Genomic DNA, 16,142 nt, shown 5'->3' with positions numbered 1-16,142 from the left:
TCTTAATTACGATTTATAGTTTAGCATAGGGATTCGTTATTAAATATTGAAATTAAAAAACTCCTCTAAAGAAGTTTACTTTAGAGGAATTCTAATATTATTTTACAGCTAATGTTTCTTTTAAATCTTTTTCAACAGCATCCCACAATTCAGGAGATGTTTTGAACTTTTCTTTCATTTCTGTGATAGCAGATTTAAATGCTGCATCGTATTCTTCTGTACCTTTTTCAGGCATATCTTTCATAATATCTTTTTGAATGACTGCCGTCATTGGTGCACGCGGACCCCATACTGCCGCTTCTTTTTCTTCTTTGTTAATCGCAATGACTTTCGGAATGACTTTGTTGCCGTTAGTTAAGTAAGCGTTCATCAGTTCTTCATTATCATCACGCAGTGCCACTTTTACGTCAATGCCAGCTTCTTCTGCGAGTTTAAACAGAATTGGAAGGTTAAGCATGCAGTGACCGCACCATGGTTCAGCAATAACGAGCAGCACCATCTCACTATTTTTGAAGTTCTCAAATTCATTATCTTTCGTTACTTCGTGTTCATTATAAATTTTATCGAACCCGTCTTTTAATTCTGTAAGTTTTTCACGATACTCATCCGGCGTTAAAGCGATGTCATAAAATACTTGTAAGTTATCCATTTATCTCCCTGCCTTTTTAAGTTGTTATCCTTATTACAAGTCCTTAGAGTTGGATGATACAAATATTACATACCATTCACTGTTACTGTCTTCTTAAAAAATTTTACTGTAAGTTAATTAATGTTGCAACGACTAAAGCAATAGCCGCGATAAGCAGCCAAATTAATACCAGTTTCCAAACAAATTTCACCCTTTAATATATGGAATACCTGCTATAGCAAGTACACCCATTAATGATGCAGATGTTGGAATAATACTGTTTGTAATTGCATCTCCATACTGGTAAGCCAGAACTGCAACTTGACGCGGTATCCCCTGAAGATCGGATAGCGGTATCATAATCGGCATCGTTGTCATTGCCTGCCCTGATCCCGAAGGAATAAAGAAGTTAATGATAACTTGCACTCCCAGCATACCGACTGCTGTCAGCGCTGTTGGCACGTTATCCAGCATAGCACTCATACTGTAAATAATAGTATCTATAATCAAACCTGATTCGAGCACAACTAAAATTGCTCTCGCAAACCCGACAATAATAGCGCCGTAAACAACGATCTTCATGCCGTCGATAAATGCATCGAATACAGCATTCAATTTCAAGCCGCCTACGAAACCAATAATTATACCAACGATAAAGAAGTTAGCCGCCAGTTCCGTTAAGAACCATCCATGGACAAAAATACCATAGACGTTAATTGCAATAGTCAGTACGAATAAAAAAACAATTAATATATGACGTTTTCTCAATTCTGTCAGTTCCAGTGCATCATCTGTAAAGTTCAGCTGTCCAGTCTGACTTTCTTCGTAAACAATACTGCGTTTTGGATCTTTTTTAACTTTTTTAGCATAGGACATTACAAATAATATTCCTGCTAATAATACAAAAACATACACAATCAGACGGAAGCCCCATCCTGAAAATATCGGCAGTTCAGCTATGCCGTGTGCGATACCGACTGTAAAAGGATTAAACATCCCGCCGATAAAACCGGCAGCAGCACCTAGCGTTACCATAGCTGTTCCAACCATTGCATCATACCCTAATGCAACCGCCAGCATAATACCGATTGGCACGAAGATAATAGTTTCTTCAGCCATACCTGTTGTAAAACCAAGGACAGAAAATACTGTCATAATTACCGGTATCAGCATAAATTCATTTTTTTGAACATTCTTCATTACGTTTTGAATAATTGCTTCCAGTGCACCTGTTGCACGAATAACACCAAAAGCACCGCCAATTAGAAATATGTAGAAAATAATATTGGCTGCTTCATTTAATCCGGTAGGAATTGCCATGAACAAATCCATAATAGAAACAGGATTCTGTTCAACACTGTGGTAACTTCCACCAACAACTTCTACTCTGTCATCCACTTCTACCCGCTCATACTCACCTGCAGGAACTATGTAGCTCAGTGCTGCCCCTAAAATTACGATGAACAGCAGTATCGCATATGTATGCGGAAACTTCTGACTGATATCCTTACTGCTCTTGCCTTTTACATTTGTACCTTCTCCCAATATAATCACCCCTGAAATTATACTAATTCAAATACCCTATAAAAAACTTTATACACCTTTTATTAGAATTTTTTCAATAATACATCAATTATTACTTAAATACCAAAAAAACCGCCGCAAATAAATGCGGCGGTTCTCAATATATTAAACTGTATTAACCGATTGACCCTTCCATTTCGAACGAGATTAAACGGTTCATTTCTACTGCATATTCCATCGGTAATTCTTTTGTGAATGGTTCGATGAAGCCCATAACAATCATTTCTGTCGCTTCTTCTTCACCAAGTCCACGGCTCATTAAATAGAATAACTGCTCTTCTGATACTTTCGAAACTTTCGCTTCGTGCTCAAGAGAGATGTTATCATTTAAGATTTCGTTGTATGGAATCGTATCTGAAGTAGATTCGTTATCCATAATTAACGTGTCACATTCGATGTTAGAACGTGCACCGTGTGCTTTTCTGCCGAAGTGTACCTGACCGCGGTAAGATACTTTACCGCCGCCTTTAGCAATTGATTTAGAAACAATTGTAGAAGATGTGTTTGGCGCTAAGTGAATCATTTTCGCACCGGCATCCTGTAATTGTCCTTTACCTGCTAAAGCGATTGATAATGTCATACCGCGTGCACCTTCACCTTTAAGGAAGATAGCCGGATATTTCATAGTAATCTTAGAACCGATGTTTCCATCAACCCATTCCATAGTTCCGTTTTCATCAACGAAAGTACGTTTTGTTACCAGGTTGTAAACGTTGTTTGCCCAGTTCTGGATTGTTGTGTAGCGGCAGTATGCATCACGCTTAACGATAATTTCAACTACAGCAGAGTGCAGTGAGTTTGTCGTATATGTCGGTGCAGTACAACCTTCAACATAGTGTACGCTTGAACCTTCATCACAGATGATTAAAGTACGTTCAAACTGACCCATATTTTCAGAGTTAATACGGAAGTACGCCTGTAATGGTGTATCCAGTTTAACGCCTGGAGGGCAGTAAATGAATGATCCGCCCGACCATACAGCCGAATTCAATGCAGAGAACTTATTATCAGAAAATGGAACGACAGTTCCGAAGTATTCTTTAAATAATTCTTCGTTCTCTTTTAATGCAGAGTCAGTATCTTTGAATATAACGCCTTGATCTTCAAGATCTTTCTCCATATTGTGATAAACAACTTCTGATTCATATTGAGCTGAAACCCCAGCTAAATACTTCTGCTCAGCTTCAGGAATACCTAATTTATCAAATGTACGTTTGATTTCTTCAGGCACTTCATCCCATGAACGTTCAGTTTGTTCAGACGGCTTTACGTAGTACGTGATTTCGTCGAAATCTAATTCTCCTAAATCTCCGCCCCATAAAGGCATTGGTCTGTCGTAGAAATGCTGCAATGATTTTAGACGGTAGTCCAGCATCCACTGCGGCTCTTCTTTCATATTTGAAATTTCACGGACGATTTCTTCAGTTAATCCTCTGTCAGAACGGAAAATAGAGACGTCCTTATCGTGGAAACCATATTTGTAATCGCCAATTTCGGGTGCTTGCTTAACCATATATGATCGCTCCTCAATACTATATTTTTTCGGATTCTTTGAATCCTTTTTCCAGTGCTTTCCAAGTGAGTGTTGCACATTTAATACGTGCCGGGAATTGGCTTACTCCCTGCAGGGCTTCAATGTCTCCCATATCTTCAGTGATATCGTATTCCTCACCAAGCATCATATTCGAAAATTCAGCAGCCATTTCTAATGCTTTGTCTACGGGCTGATTCATGATAGCTTCTGTCATCATAGATGCGCTGGACATGGAAATTGAGCAGCCTTCTCCTTGAAACTTAACATCTTTAATGATGCCCGCTTCAACGTTCAATGTGAGCTGAATCTCATCACCGCAAGTCGGGTTATTCATTTCAACTGTCATCGAACCATTTTCAACAACACCTTTGTTACGGGGTGTTTTATAGTGGTCCATAATAACTGAGCGATACAGCTGATTCAGGTTGTTAAAATTCATACGAGAAAAACTCCTTCGTTTTTTCCAGACTTTCAATAAATTGATCGATCTCTTCGATCGTGTTGTATATATAAAAACTTGCTCTTGCTGTCGACGATGCCTTGCACCATTTCATCAGCGGCTGTGCGCAGTGATGTCCGGCGCGTACGGCAATACCTTCAGAGTCCAGCGCAGTTGCGAGGTCGTGAGGGTGAACGCCTTGAAGGTTAAAAGTAATGAGTCCGGCACGTTTATCTTTACCCGGCCCATAAATTTCAATACCTTCTATTTCAGACATTTTGTCATAAGCATATGCTACAAGTTCTTTCTCATGCTGATAAATGTTGTCGATACCAAGTTCGTTAATATAATCGATTGCTGCATTTAAACCGACAGCCTCGGCAATCATCGGAGTACCTGCTTCAAATTTCACAGGCAGATCCGTCCATGTCGATTCGGTTTTATTACATAATCAATCATATCTCCACCGTATTCAATTGGCTCCATTTTATCAAGCAACTCAGCTTTGCCGTATAAAATACCGATACCTGTCGGTCCGAGCATTTTATGTCCGCTGAATGCGTAGAAATCGACGTCAAGATCCTGTACGTCAACTGCCATATGAGGTACAGCCTGTGCACCGTCGACAGAAATATACGCATTGTGAGCGTGAGCAATTTCAGCAATAGACTTGATATCATTAATAGTCCCGAGTACGTTCGATACATGTGTAATCGCAACGATTTTCGTCTTGTCGCTCATTGCAGCCTTAACGCTGTCAAGTGCTATAGTACCGTCTTCTTCCAATGGAATAAAGACAAGCTTTGCACCTTTACGTTTCGCAAGCTGCTGCCAGGGGACAATATTCGCGTGGTGTTCCATCTCGTTGACGACAATTTCGTCGCCGCTTTCAATAACCAGGTCACCGAAACTGCGGGCAACTAAGTTAATAGCTGCTGTAGTTCCCCGTGTATAAACGATTTCTTCAAAGCGCTTCGCATTGATAAAGCTGCGCACTTTCATGCGCGCTTTTTCATATGCATCTGTCGCTTTCGTACCGAGGGTATGAACCCCGCGGTGAACGTTTGAGTTATACTCTCTGTAATAATCGTTCATAGCTTCGATTACTTTTAACGGTGTCTGACTCGTTGCCGATGTATCTAAATATATGAGGTCTTTTCCGTTTACCTGTTCACCAAGTATCGGGAAATCCTGACGGATTTTTTTTATATCCATTCGTCAGAGCCCTCCCTTCCTTAAGATAATACCTTAAGCTCGATAATCTCTTTGAGTTGGTTTCTTACTGATTCGATAGGCAGTGCTTTAACTACCGGATCCAGGAAGCCGTGAATAACAAGGCGTTCCGCTTCTTTCTTCTCGATCCCTCGGCTCATTAAATAGAAGAGCTGAAGATCGTCAACACGGCCGACTGATGCTGCGTGTCCTGCTGTAACATCATCTTCATCAATCAGAAGAATCGGATTCGCATCACCGCGCGCTTTTTCGCTGAGCATAAGAATACGTGATTCCTGCTGAGCGTCAGCTCTTGTAGCACCGTGCTTGATATAGCCGACACCGTTAAAGATGCTGGTAGCCTGGTCTTTCATTACACCGTGTTTTAAAATGTGAGCATTTGAATCTTTACCGTAGTGGATAATCTGCGTTGTGAAGTTTGCTTTCGTTTCACCGCGTCCAACAGTTACGATTTTAAGATCCGATTCAGAACGGTCACCGTTTAAATAAGTTGTATTGTCATAAATGATATTTGAATCATTCATCAAACCTAAAGCCCAGTCGATATTAGCATCATCTGAAGCTACACCGCGGCGGTTAACATATCCTGTCATTTCTTTCGGCAGGAAATCTACAGAACCGTAAGTGATTTTAGAGTTATTCAGTGCAATAACTTCTGAAATAATATTAATTTTTTCAGTTGATGATTCAAGATTTGTAAAGTAGTTTTCAACGTAAGTCACTTCTGAACCTTCGTCTGCTACTAACAGCACGTGGTTGAATAATGAAGCATCTTTATCGTCGTGAAGTACTACCATCTGGATCGGATCTTCAATGTGTACGTCTTTTGGCACATAAATGAAGATTCCGCCGTTTAATAGTGCAGCGTGATACGCTGTCAATTTGTTCTCATCAATTTTAACGCCTTCAGTCATAAAGTACTTTTCTAAAAGTTCAGGATGATTGTTTGCTGCGTCAATGATGTTTTCAGCAATAACACCTTTTGCTTTAAGGTCTTCGTCAAGACGCAGATTAAGCAGGTTATTATTGTGCTGAACATATATTTTTACTATTATCTAAGTCAATTAATTCTTTAACGGCTTCTGGTAATTCTTCAAGCGTATTATAAGTGCTGCTTTCAACTACCGGTGAAGTAACGTTAAAGAAGTCCCATTTGTCTACCTTAGTCTTGTCAGGTTTAATCATGTCAAGACTATCAAATTTATCTACTGCTTCTTTTCTTTTACCGAGCAGGAATTCTGATTCGCCTCTTGTATTTGCATTGGCAATAATCTCTTCCTTGTTCAGTTCGAATGCATTTAATTCAGTAGCCATAGTGATCCTCCCGTCTTATTTATCTTCAGCGTTGACAGTTTCGTCATCGATGCCAAGTTCTTCTTTAATCCAGTCGTAACCTTCAGACTCCAAACGTTCAGCAAGCTCTTTACCGCCTGATTTAACTACTTTACCTCTCATCATTACGTGAACAACGTCAGGTGTAACGTAGTTAAGTAAACGCTGGTAGTGAGTAATGATTAAAGCACCGAACTCCTGACCGCGTAACTTGTTGATACCTTCAGAAACTACTCTTAACGCGTCAATATCAAGACCTGAATCAATCTCATCTAAAATACCGAATTTAGGCTCGAGCATCATTAGCTGCAGGATTTCATTACGCTTCTTCTCTCCGCCTGAAAACCCTTCGTTTAAGTAACGTGTAGCCATATCCGGATCCATTTCAAGATAATCCATGTTTTTATCTAATTTCTTAATGAACTGCATTAAGTTAATTTCGTCGCCTTCTTCACGCTGTGCATTAATTGCAGAACGCAGGAAGTCTGAGTTTGTCACACCAGAAATTTCTGATGGGTACTGCATACCAAGGAATAAACCAGCTTGAGCACGCTCATCACTTCCATTTCTAAAATATTTCGCCGTCAAGAAGAACTTCACTTCTGTAACTTCATAGCTCGGGTGCCCCATTATGCCTGTGCAAGTGAGACTTACCAGTACCGTTCGGTCCCATTACAGCGTGGATTTCACCCTGCTTAAGTGTTAAATCAACACCCTTTAATATTTCTTTACCGTCTATTTCAACGTGTAGATTCTTAATTTCTAAAACAGATGCCATGTCTAATCCTCCAATTGAAATTTAAGATTTTCTAATACTCCTATAGTTTATAATAATTCTAATCTATAGTCAAAGTACCAGACTCTTTACAACACCTATACATATACCTTAGAAAGCACGCAGTTTAAAGGGTTGCGGCTTGTAAAAGTACATTATTTACAAAAATATAAAACACTTCTAAATGATTTCCCTATCATTTAGAAGTGTAATTTTTTTATAATCTATTTAAATATATCTATTGTAAACGGCGGCTTGTAAGCTTCACCGTTTATCGCCTTAACGATGCCGATAATTGCAAAGATATAAAATGCGATTGTGACTGCGGGAGCAAGTACAATTCCAATTAAAATGATTGTTGACAGCCATGCTATAAACATATAAATCGTGTACGATAACCCGAAGTTTGCAATGTGCCGCAGTGCGTCTGCAGTCAGCGGCTCATCATCTTTCTTCAACGCCCAGATTAAAAGTGGACCGACTACTGCCGTAAATAGTGACAAGATGTAGGAAACTAAGACCAGTGTGCTGTCGAAACCTGTTTTCGGTTCATTATTGAATTCATTCATGTTAGTTCCTCCCGTCCATATAGTGTTATATTATACTGTAATTATACCATTTCTGAAAAATGGTCACAAATAATAGGAATGATCATTGCCGCTTCTATTGTAGTCACTCCATCTTCACTTTTCGAAGTTTACTAAGCACATCGGTCACTTCTGCCTATATTTTACTCAATTGGCAATCTGTATACTGTTTCAGTAGGCATACCATTTTCAAACTTCAAGCTGTACTGTCCTTCTTCGGCATCTGTCACCATTGTATAAACTAAATCAAATGTTGCTTCTTCATCAGGCTGCAGTTCTTTAGATAAATCTTCTTCTGATAAATCAAAGAGGAATTGATCGCCGCCTTCTCTAGTGCCTTCAGTGACATCAGGATGCACATATTCACCGATTACAATTGGTTCATCTGAAATGTTTTTAATTGTTATATTTACTACACCTAAAAATGAAGTATCAGGTGCATTACCTACAAACTCATCTAAAGCCTGTCCATTATAGTCTTGAACCTGATCAAAAGAATTAACTGTTACTTCATACTCAGTTTCCCATTCAAAACTTTCTATTTGTGCAGTATCTCCAATTTCATAAACTTCGCCTGACTGATTCTCATCTTCAGTTGAATCTTCAATTTCCGTCGTTTCTTCTGTAGATGTATCCGTACTTTCTTCATTACCTGTGTCTTCCGATTCATTACCACATGCTGCTAAAGTTAGAGAACTCATTAAAGCTAGTAAAATTAATTTTTTCAATACGAACACTCCTTAGTAATTATAATGTTTTTCTGATTCTAATATATAATTTTTGAATTTTCCTATGTACTTTTAATCGTCAGAAACAAATACTGCTTTTATTTTTTGCATATTTTCACCTACAAGTTTAAATTGACTGGAGTTTTAAGAGTTCAAAATAGTACTATTTCTAAATAAATGTCTAATGTGTGAACTTTTCATGGGTTTATAATACTTGTTATCAACTTACATTTCCACGTTTTTATAGTAAACCACTTTCTTAAAGTTACTCTGTTATATAAATGTAACATTAATAGTTACTATACTTATAACTGTAGTATAGGTCTTAAACATATGTGAGGAATGAAATTAAAATATTATAGAGATAGTATTTGTCAGAAATATTTACACAAAATGTAACACTTAATTTTTCACAAAATTAAAAAACCAGACAGCTTTTGCTGCCTGGCAAAGGGGTTTTACTTTATAAAATCAATCGTAAATGGCGCTTTGTAAATCTCGCCATCCGATGATTTAACAATACCTATGATGATGAATATATAAAATGCGACTGTAACAATCGGCGTTAATATATAACCGATTAATATTATCGTCGTTATTCCTGCAATAATTAAATATATAGTGTACGATATGCCGAAGTTTACAAGGTTACGTAATGCCACTTCAGTTCCCGGGTCATCATCTTTCTTAATTACCCAGACGATTAAAGGTCCGATTACTGCTGTGAAAAACATTAACACATACGTAATAATAACGATTGTTTTGTCGAAACCGTTACTGACTATATTGCTGTGCGGCTGTTCATTGTTCTCCATTCAAACTCTCCTCCTCCGCTTAATTTTATTTATACCCTGTATTTTATTACCAAAAACATTTAGTTCACATAATTTATCTATTCGTACATTTCACGAATAAGTCAGTACTGGTATAATGTACTTTAAACGATTACAACACTTGCGAGGGAATTTTTTTGAATACACATAATGCTCCAACTGACAGTCCGTCAAAAATTATAAAACTACTAACCGATATAAAATATTTATTAAAAGGCAAAGTCCTTGTCGCCAATGTACTCCCTGTATTTACAGCGTACTGGCTGGCACTTTATTTTAATGGAGAGAACTTTGCCGATCACTGGCTGCTGTTTTTCTTAACTATGATTGGCAGCACACTCGTTATCTCCGGTGCACTGATGTTTAATAACTGGTTTGAATACGATCTCGATAAAAAAATGGACCGTACCCAGCGTCGTCCGACTGTAACCGGTTCTTTCTCCTTAAGAGGTGTACTCATTGCCGCCATTGTTACAACAATTATTGGAATGACAATGATGATGCTGACAACAATTGAAGCAGCGGTTTACTCGTTTTTAGGCTGGTTTTTCTATGTCGTCCTCTATACTTTTTGGTCAAAAAGAAGATACACAGTCAATACAATTATCGGCAGCATATCCGGCGCATTCACACCGCTGATCGGCTGGGCGGTCATTGCCCCTGCCAGTCACGTCGTGCGATTGCACTATTCTACATTAATCATGGCAGATTCCGCATACGCTGGCAATGCCATTAAACGTCTGGACGACATACGAGAGCCGGCGTGCCGATGCTCCCTGTCGTTATCGGTGTGATGCCACATCGGACAGAACCTGTTTAGTCATTGCAATGCTTCCTGTTCCGTTCATTTTACTCGGAACATTCGGCTGGATATTCTTCGCCGTGTCGATACTCTTAACAAGCGGCTGGATTATTTTATCAGTAAAAGGATACCGTACTGATGATAAACAGCGCTGGGCCAATATGAATTTGAAATACTCATTAATATATTTAATCGTCCTCTTTATGCTGATGATTGTACTCACAATATAGAAAAACTCTGGAATGACATTTAGTCAGCCCAGAGTTTTTTTTCTGTATATTATTGTGCAGGAATAATCGTGCCGCCGTATTCTTCTTCAATAAATGTAACCATTTCTTCAGACTGCAGTACTTCAATCAGTCTTTTTAGTTCCGGACGTTCTTCGTCGCCTGCTCTTACAGCAACAAGGTTAGCGTACGGCGAGTCGCCTTCTTCTACAACGATTGAGTCTTCAACAGGGTTTAAGCCTGCATCGATTGCGAAGTTAGCATTGATTATTACTGCAGGTGCTTCGTTATTTTCATACATATTTACTAACAGTTCAGGTGCAGTGTTGTTATCGAATTCAAAGTTGTGCGGGTTTTCTGTAATGTCATCGAATGTGGCATCCTGAATTTCAATGCCTTCTTCGATTTCTACTAAACCGGCAGTAACGAAGAATGATAAGAAACGCCCTTCTTCAGCCGGGTTGTTCGATACTAAAATTGTCGAACCATCTGGAATATCTTCCAGTGAATCATAGTCATTTGAGTATACTGCCATTGGCTCGATATGCACGTTGCCGATGCTCTCAAGTTCATAGCCGTGGGACTCCACTTCACCGTCTAAGTATGGTGTATGCTGGAAAAAGTTAGCATCTACTTCTTCGTCAGCCAACAGTCTATTCGGTGTAGTGTAGTCGTTAACGATTTCAACGTTTACTGTGATATCTTCTTCAGCTAAAATTTCAGCTGCTTTTTCTAAAATTTCAGCGTGCGGTGCAGGTGACGCCGCAACTGAGATTTCAGCAGGCTCGCCTTCAGCACTGCCTTCTGTTCCTTCTGATTCCGAACTGTTACCGCATGCCGCTAAAACTAATACGAGTGCAAACAGAGTGACAATACCAAATATCTTCTTCATGTAATAGCCTCTTTTCATTATATTTTTTATTTGTAGATCAGCGTTTATCAACTGCTCTTGATGAGAAGTCTCCAATAATTTGGATGATAAATACGATGACCAGAATTACTACAGTTGCAACTAGTGTGACATCCGGCTGATTTCTAGTAAAGCCGACCATATATGCGAGATTACCAAGACCGCCTGCGCCGATAACACCGGCAATTGCAGTTGAACCGACTAGCATAATTGATGTCACTGTAATTCCTGAAATTAATGCTGGAAGTGATTCCGGAATCAGCACTTTCCAAATGAGTGTCCAAGTGCCGGCACCCATCGATTCAGCCGCTTCAATCACACCTTTGTCAATTTCCTTCAGGCCGATTTCAACTAAGCGTGCAAAGAACGGTGCCGCACCGATAATCAGTGCAGGCAGCGCACCGTTTGAACCCATTACCGTTCCCATAATTGCTTTTGTAAACGGCATAATCAAAATGATTAGAATGATAAATGGAATCGCTCTAAACAGGTTAACGATAAATGATGTTGCCCCGTATACTGGTTTCGCTAGACCCTTGTCATTCTTTTTCGATAAGAAGAGAATGATTCCCAGTATTAAACCGATAACAAAGGCCAGCGCTGTTGCAATTACTGTCATATATATTGTTTCGTAAGTCGCTTCAAGGACTGCATCCCACTTCACGTTTTCGAAAGCGAACATTTCTTTAAATGCTGTTAGAAATTCACTCATTTGCTTTCAACCTCCAGCGTGACGTCATGCTTTTTAAACTCTGCAGTAATTTTTTCGAGTGTATCCTGATTAATATCAAGAGCAATGTACAGATGGCCGTATGATTCCTGGTTCGTCTGTTTAATATTCCCCGAGAGAATATTCACATCGAGCCCGTAATCTTTAATGACCTGTGACACAATCGGAGATTTGGTACGCGTACCGACAAACGTCAACTTGACGATTGTCGATGTCGGGAATGCTGCTTTAATTTCTTCAATCGCAACCGTATGGTCATCATCCGAAATATCATCTTTAACGAAACGTTTCGTTACGTTAGATTGAGGATTCTGGAATAATTCGATAACCGGGCCGACTTCTACAACTTTACCGTTCTCCATTACAGCCGCGCGGTCACATATTTTTCTAATAACATGCATTTCGTGAGTAATTAAGACGATAGTTAGTTCATCTTTTTCGTAATATTAACGAGCAGATCGAGGACTTCATCCGTTGTTTCCGGGTCGAGCGCACTCGTTGCTTCATCACACAGCAATACTTGCGGTTCATTAGATAATGCTCTCGCAATACCGACACGCTGTTTCTGACCGCCCGACAATTCACTCGGATAGTTATTTTCGCGCCCTTCAAGTCCGACCAGTCTAACTAATTCCGCTACACGTGACTGACGTTGTTTTTTCGGCATCCCTGCGATTTCCAGCGGGAAACTGATATTTTCAGCGACTGTACGCGACCAGAGCAGATTAAAATGCTGGAAAATCATCGATACTTTCTGGCGTTTTTTACGCAGCTCCTTCATCGTCATCTGACTGATCTCGTCCCCCGTTACAGTAACAGTTCCATCTGTCGGCTGCTCCAGTCCGTTTAGTAGACGGATTAGTGTGGACTTTCCCGCACCCGAGTAGCCGATAACACCGAAGATTTCACCTTCTTTAACATTTAATCCGACATTATCCACTGCAGTTATATTTTGATTTTTAGTTTTAAATATTTTAGTAACATTACTAATGTCTATCATTTAGAATTCCCTTTCCTCTCTAGTGAAACAATAAAAAAAGCCTGCTCCAAAAATGAGTAGGCTTTTAAACGTTCATTATGCCTCTCATCTATGGATATCAATCCGGTGATTTGGCACCTTGTCACAGTGACGGTTGCCGTGGCTTCAAAGGGCACATCCCTCCACCACTCTTGATAAGAGTTAATATTTGATTAAATCTATATTATACTATTCGACATTAGTCAAACAGAAATTCTTCCAGCACTTCATTTAAATAAGGAACAGACTGGAACGCATAAACTTCTTTGACCAGTTCTCCATTTTTAAACAGCAGCAATGCCGGTGCAGAACGAATCTGATAATATTCGATCAATCTTGTATAAAAATTTAAGTTGATACGTTCATAGGAAATCTGTTTCGTCTCAGCAACGACACTGAGCATCGTCTCAGAGATATCACATGTTTTACACATTGTGGCAAAACCGAAAATAATGTAGCGTTCCTTATCCCGTATATTCTTTAATATATCTTCCGTTGAAATTATTTCCTTCACGATTAAACTTACCTTTCATTATTAGGCTCGTATCTACATAAAATCCATGTCTTAAGAGGAGGTTTGCGAGATAGTCATGCGGACAGCGTCCAACTTCTCCAAATTTCGGATCTATATAAATATGTGTACTTTCACTTAGATGTTTTTTAAACCACTTACGAATTTTTCTTCCTTCTTTATCCGCATCGGATAAAATAAAAATTTGAGAATCACCAAGCTGTTCAATAATTTCATCAAGTTTTGAAATACCCATCGTACCAAATGTGCAAATAATCTGTACAGGCTCCACCAGCACTTCTTCCAATCTGCGTTTGTCCGTTTTACCCTCAACAATGAGTACTTTATCAGAAAGATTCATTCGTATCACCCTTAGTTAAATTTTTAATATAAATTCACTTTAAGCAATAAATACCAGTTTAAAAAAACTCCGGACAAAAGTCCAGAGTTGACGTTATTATTTCTCGATTACTGCCTGGTAACCAGCAGCGTCAAGAAGATTATCTAATTCGCTTTCATCTGAAAGTTCAACTTTCAGCATCCAAGCACCTTCGTATGGACTTTCGTTAACAAGCTCCGGACTGTCTTCAAGCTCTTCGTTAACAGCAACTATTGAACCAGACACTGGTGCATAGTTCAGAAACAGTTTTCACTGATTCTACGCTGCCGAATGAATCACCTGTAGAGATGTCGTCGCCTTCTTCTGGAAGCTCGACAAAAACGATATCTCCAAGTTCAGACTGTGCAAAGTCAGTAATACCGATTGTAACAGTATTGCCTTCAACTTTAATCCATTCATGATCTTCACTGTATTTCAAATCTTGTGGTAATGACACGCTAAAACCTCCCTTTTAACTTATCATACTCATTGTTACATATTTAACACACTTTAAGCAAGAGGAATTATTTCAGTAATGCATTTTTATAAGTTTCCTCTTTGAAACCTAATAATACATCATCATCAAGTACCACCATTGGGCGTTTAATCAGCATTCCGTCACTTGCAAGAAGCTCCAGTTTTTCTTCTTCACTGAGGTCATCCATACGTTCTTTCAGGCCCAGCTCTTTAAATTTAGTACCGCGCTTGTTAAAGAAATCATCAATTGGATGGGATGATTTGTCCAGGATACCTTTTAATGTATCTTTCGCAGGTACATGCTTAACCATATCGATCACAGTGAACTCCAGATTGTTATCTGTTAAAAACTTTTTACCTTTGCGGCAAGTTGTGCATTTAGGGTATTCATAAAATGTAATCATAGTTATCCTCCCGAATAAGAAATAATTCTTACTTTTATAATACCCCAGATAAATTAATTTATACATATGTAAAAATGAAAAAAGTCCGAAACCTCAGGGGAAGGTCGCGGACAAGGGGGCCGGGGAGAAGAGTTGTATTTTTATATCTTCTAGTTCTTACTCTACCACCGGTTTATTATGCTGCTGTTAAGCGGATGTAAAAATTGCTTAATATTTTATTTTGTAAAAGTTTTACGTAATTCTGTAACGTGAATCTGTCCCGGTGCCGCACCTCTCGCTATAAAGCCGTATGTAAAAGCAGAAGCCGCTTCACCCTGTGCAGTGCGCGTCACTTTGCCGAGCTCTCCCATCGAAATCCCGATCACTCTGTCCCCGTACTGCTGTTTAGCAATTTTTACTGCTGCGCTTACATTGCTGACATCCGCCTCATTCTGAGGGAAATATGCAACTTTATACAAATCACCGCCAAGCGTATTCATTTTATTAAACATCGATAAAATACCTTCTGTATCCGGCGTCTCTTTAAAATTATGATGGCTCATCAAACAAGCCACATTATTCACACGTGCAGTTTCACTGATGGAAGCGATAATTTTATCACCTGTGTCCACTTCGATGTCGATATAATCAATGTCCATTAATTTACACACTGCTTTCAAAAGAGCTTCGTATTCAACCGTCGTTTTAGAACCGCTGCCGCCCTCTCTCGCTGTGCGGTATGTATAAATTATTTCCTTATTCAGCGGTTTAAATTCATCGATAATGCAGCTGACATTTTTAGCATGATCCTCACGGTTTAAAGCATCGAATACATCACCGCGTATTTCAACAATATCAAAATCATTTATATTCTCTTTCGCCTTGCTAATTTCTGCATTTATTTCGTCGTCATTATGACCAGAAAGTGTGACGACAATTTTCGTTGTATTCATAAGTCTTCCCCTTTGTACGTACTGAATGCGATTGATAGATATTTCAATCTAATGGTATCATAAAACCATTATAGTATCC

Annotated in this window: 14 protein-coding genes, 6 pseudogenes and 1 riboswitch; of the genes and pseudogenes, 2 read left to right on the top strand and 18 right to left on the bottom strand. The window is 39.0% G+C overall.

All coding sequences use genetic code 11. The features are described 5' to 3' along the window. Positions 1 to 97: 97 nt before the first annotated feature. From G4D76_RS11990 to G4D76_RS11945, 10 genes and pseudogenes are all read right to left on the bottom strand, one after another. Complete coding sequence (locus G4D76_RS11990) at positions 98 to 649, bottom strand: thioredoxin family protein (protein ID WP_213809990.1); 552 nt, start codon at positions 647 to 649, stop codon at positions 98 to 100. 103 nt (positions 650 to 752) lie between these two features. Beyond that, positions 753 to 2,131: pseudogene (locus G4D76_RS11985) on the bottom strand (YfcC family protein). Between the two features lie 196 nt (positions 2,132 to 2,327). Next, positions 2,328 to 3,725: a Fe-S cluster assembly protein SufB gene (sufB, locus tag G4D76_RS11980; RefSeq protein ID WP_213809989.1), complete on the bottom strand. Its 1,398-nt coding sequence runs from the start codon at positions 3,723 to 3,725 to the stop codon at positions 2,328 to 2,330. A 19-nt stretch (positions 3,726 to 3,744) separates the two neighbouring features. Continuing rightward, positions 3,745 to 4,185: a Fe-S cluster assembly sulfur transfer protein SufU gene (gene sufU, locus G4D76_RS11975; protein ID WP_026859956.1), complete on the bottom strand. Its 441-nt coding sequence runs from the start codon at positions 4,183 to 4,185 to the stop codon at positions 3,745 to 3,747. Continuing rightward, a pseudogene (locus G4D76_RS11970) lies at positions 4,175 to 5,400 on the bottom strand (aminotransferase class V-fold PLP-dependent enzyme). Before G4D76_RS11970 ends, sufU begins: the two are co-directional and overlap by 11 nt. Before the next feature lie 20 nt (positions 5,401 to 5,420). Then, positions 5,421 to 6,732: pseudogene (gene sufD / locus G4D76_RS11965) on the bottom strand (Fe-S cluster assembly protein SufD). Positions 6,733 to 6,747: 15 nt separating this feature from the next. Continuing rightward, positions 6,748 to 7,528 (bottom strand): annotated as a pseudogene (sufC, locus tag G4D76_RS11960) (Fe-S cluster assembly ATPase SufC). Positions 7,529 to 7,749: 221 nt separating this feature from the next. Further along, positions 7,750 to 8,094 carry a DUF4870 domain-containing protein gene (locus tag G4D76_RS11955; protein ID WP_213809988.1) on the bottom strand — a complete coding sequence of 115 codons (345 nt, stop codon included), beginning with the start codon at positions 8,092 to 8,094 and terminating at the stop codon, positions 7,750 to 7,752. Positions 8,095 to 8,255: 161 nt separating this feature from the next. Next, entirely contained in the window at positions 8,256 to 8,849 is a 594-nt protein-coding gene (locus tag G4D76_RS11950; protein WP_250129975.1) for a DUF4352 domain-containing protein, read from the bottom strand. Positions 8,850 to 9,298: 449 nt separating this feature from the next. Further along, complete coding sequence (locus tag G4D76_RS11945; RefSeq protein WP_213809987.1) at positions 9,299 to 9,655, bottom strand: DUF4870 domain-containing protein; 357 nt, start codon at positions 9,653 to 9,655, stop codon at positions 9,299 to 9,301. 155 nt (positions 9,656 to 9,810) lie between these two features. Here G4D76_RS11945 and G4D76_RS11940 point away from each other — a divergent pair, with 155 nt between their 5' ends. After that, complete coding sequence (locus tag G4D76_RS11940; protein ID WP_213809986.1) at positions 9,811 to 10,467, top strand: protoheme IX farnesyltransferase; 657 nt, start codon at positions 9,811 to 9,813, stop codon at positions 10,465 to 10,467. 34 nt (positions 10,468 to 10,501) lie between these two features. Then, positions 10,502 to 10,705 (top strand): UbiA prenyltransferase family protein, encoded by a 204-nt coding sequence (locus tag G4D76_RS11935; protein WP_213809985.1) that lies wholly within the window; start codon positions 10,502 to 10,504, stop codon positions 10,703 to 10,705. A 49-nt stretch (positions 10,706 to 10,754) separates the two neighbouring features. On the opposite strand, the gene G4D76_RS11930 is transcribed toward G4D76_RS11935, so the two are convergent. The 8 genes and pseudogenes from G4D76_RS11930 to aroD form a co-directional block, all read right to left on the bottom strand. After that, a complete protein-coding gene (locus G4D76_RS11930; protein WP_213809984.1) occupies positions 10,755 to 11,594 on the bottom strand; it encodes a MetQ/NlpA family ABC transporter substrate-binding protein in 840 nt (279 codons plus the stop codon). Between the two features lie 37 nt (positions 11,595 to 11,631). Continuing rightward, a complete protein-coding gene (locus G4D76_RS11925; RefSeq protein ID WP_213809983.1) occupies positions 11,632 to 12,324 on the bottom strand; it encodes a methionine ABC transporter permease in 693 nt (230 codons plus the stop codon). After that, positions 12,321 to 13,342: pseudogene (locus G4D76_RS11920) on the bottom strand (methionine ABC transporter ATP-binding protein). Before G4D76_RS11920 ends, G4D76_RS11925 begins: the two are co-directional and overlap by 4 nt. 81 nt (positions 13,343 to 13,423) lie before the next feature. Further along, a riboswitch (SAM riboswitch) is annotated at positions 13,424 to 13,522 on the bottom strand. 37 nt (positions 13,523 to 13,559) lie between these two features. Continuing rightward, the gene (locus G4D76_RS11915; protein WP_250129974.1) at positions 13,560 to 13,793 is read right to left on the bottom strand and encodes a thioredoxin family protein; all 234 of its coding nucleotides are present in this window, start codon (positions 13,791 to 13,793) and stop codon (positions 13,560 to 13,562) included. Between the two features lie 31 nt (positions 13,794 to 13,824). Then, positions 13,825 to 14,232 carry a toprim domain-containing protein gene (locus G4D76_RS11910; protein WP_026859945.1) on the bottom strand — a complete coding sequence of 136 codons (408 nt, stop codon included), beginning with the start codon at positions 14,230 to 14,232 and terminating at the stop codon, positions 13,825 to 13,827. A gap of 96 nt (positions 14,233 to 14,328) precedes the next feature. After that, positions 14,329 to 14,707 (bottom strand): annotated as a pseudogene (gene gcvH, locus G4D76_RS11905) (glycine cleavage system protein GcvH). A 67-nt stretch (positions 14,708 to 14,774) separates the two neighbouring features. After that, positions 14,775 to 15,131, bottom strand: a complete 357-nt coding sequence (locus G4D76_RS11900) for a Spx/MgsR family RNA polymerase-binding regulatory protein (RefSeq protein ID WP_250129973.1) — start codon at positions 15,129 to 15,131, stop codon at positions 14,775 to 14,777. A gap of 215 nt (positions 15,132 to 15,346) precedes the next feature. After that, positions 15,347 to 16,063: a type I 3-dehydroquinate dehydratase gene (gene aroD / locus G4D76_RS11895; RefSeq protein WP_213809980.1), complete on the bottom strand. Its 717-nt coding sequence runs from the start codon at positions 16,061 to 16,063 to the stop codon at positions 15,347 to 15,349. Positions 16,064 to 16,142 lie beyond the last annotated feature (79 nt).

Origin of the sequence: Jeotgalicoccus sp. WY2, from assembly GCF_018437745.1 — a bacterium.
In the GTDB taxonomy this organism is placed as follows: Bacteria; Bacillota; Bacilli; order Staphylococcales; family Salinicoccaceae; genus Jeotgalicoccus; species Jeotgalicoccus psychrophilus.
This window is presented reverse-complemented; position numbering and strand designations above follow the sequence as displayed.

What these genes read in the sequence shown, in the direction of transcription:
- G4D76_RS11990 (WP_213809990.1), bottom strand. Translation starts at nt 649, where the DNA reads ATGGATAACTTACAAGTATTTTATGACATCGCTTTAACGCCGGATGAG.
- sufB (WP_213809989.1), bottom strand. Translation starts at nt 3,725, where the DNA reads ATGGTTAAGCAAGCACCCGAAATTGGCGATTACAAATATGGTTTCCAC.
- sufU (WP_026859956.1), bottom strand. Translation starts at nt 4,185, where the DNA reads ATGAATTTTAACAACCTGAATCAGCTGTATCGCTCAGTTATTATGGAC.
- G4D76_RS11955 (WP_213809988.1), bottom strand. Translation starts at nt 8,094, where the DNA reads ATGAATGAATTCAATAATGAACCGAAAACAGGTTTCGACAGCACACTG.
- G4D76_RS11945 (WP_213809987.1), bottom strand. Translation starts at nt 9,655, where the DNA reads ATGGAGAACAATGAACAGCCGCACAGCAATATAGTCAGTAACGGTTTC.
- G4D76_RS11935 (WP_213809985.1), top strand. Translation starts at nt 10,502, where the DNA reads ATGCTTCCTGTTCCGTTCATTTTACTCGGAACATTCGGCTGGATATTC.
- G4D76_RS11930 (WP_213809984.1), bottom strand. Translation starts at nt 11,594, where the DNA reads ATGAAGAAGATATTTGGTATTGTCACTCTGTTTGCACTCGTATTAGTT.
- G4D76_RS11925 (WP_213809983.1), bottom strand. Translation starts at nt 12,324, where the DNA reads ATGAGTGAATTTCTAACAGCATTTAAAGAAATGTTCGCTTTCGAAAAC.
- G4D76_RS11915 (WP_250129974.1), bottom strand. Translation starts at nt 13,793, where the DNA reads ATGTGTAAAACATGTGATATCTCTGAGACGATGCTCAGTGTCGTTGCT.
- G4D76_RS11910 (WP_026859945.1), bottom strand. Translation starts at nt 14,232, where the DNA reads ATGAATCTTTCTGATAAAGTACTCATTGTTGAGGGTAAAACGGACAAA.
- G4D76_RS11900 (WP_250129973.1), bottom strand. Translation starts at nt 15,131, where the DNA reads ATGATTACATTTTATGAATACCCTAAATGCACAACTTGCCGCAAAGGT.
- aroD (WP_213809980.1), bottom strand. Translation starts at nt 16,063, where the DNA reads ATGAATACAACGAAAATTGTCGTCACACTTTCTGGTCATAATGACGAC.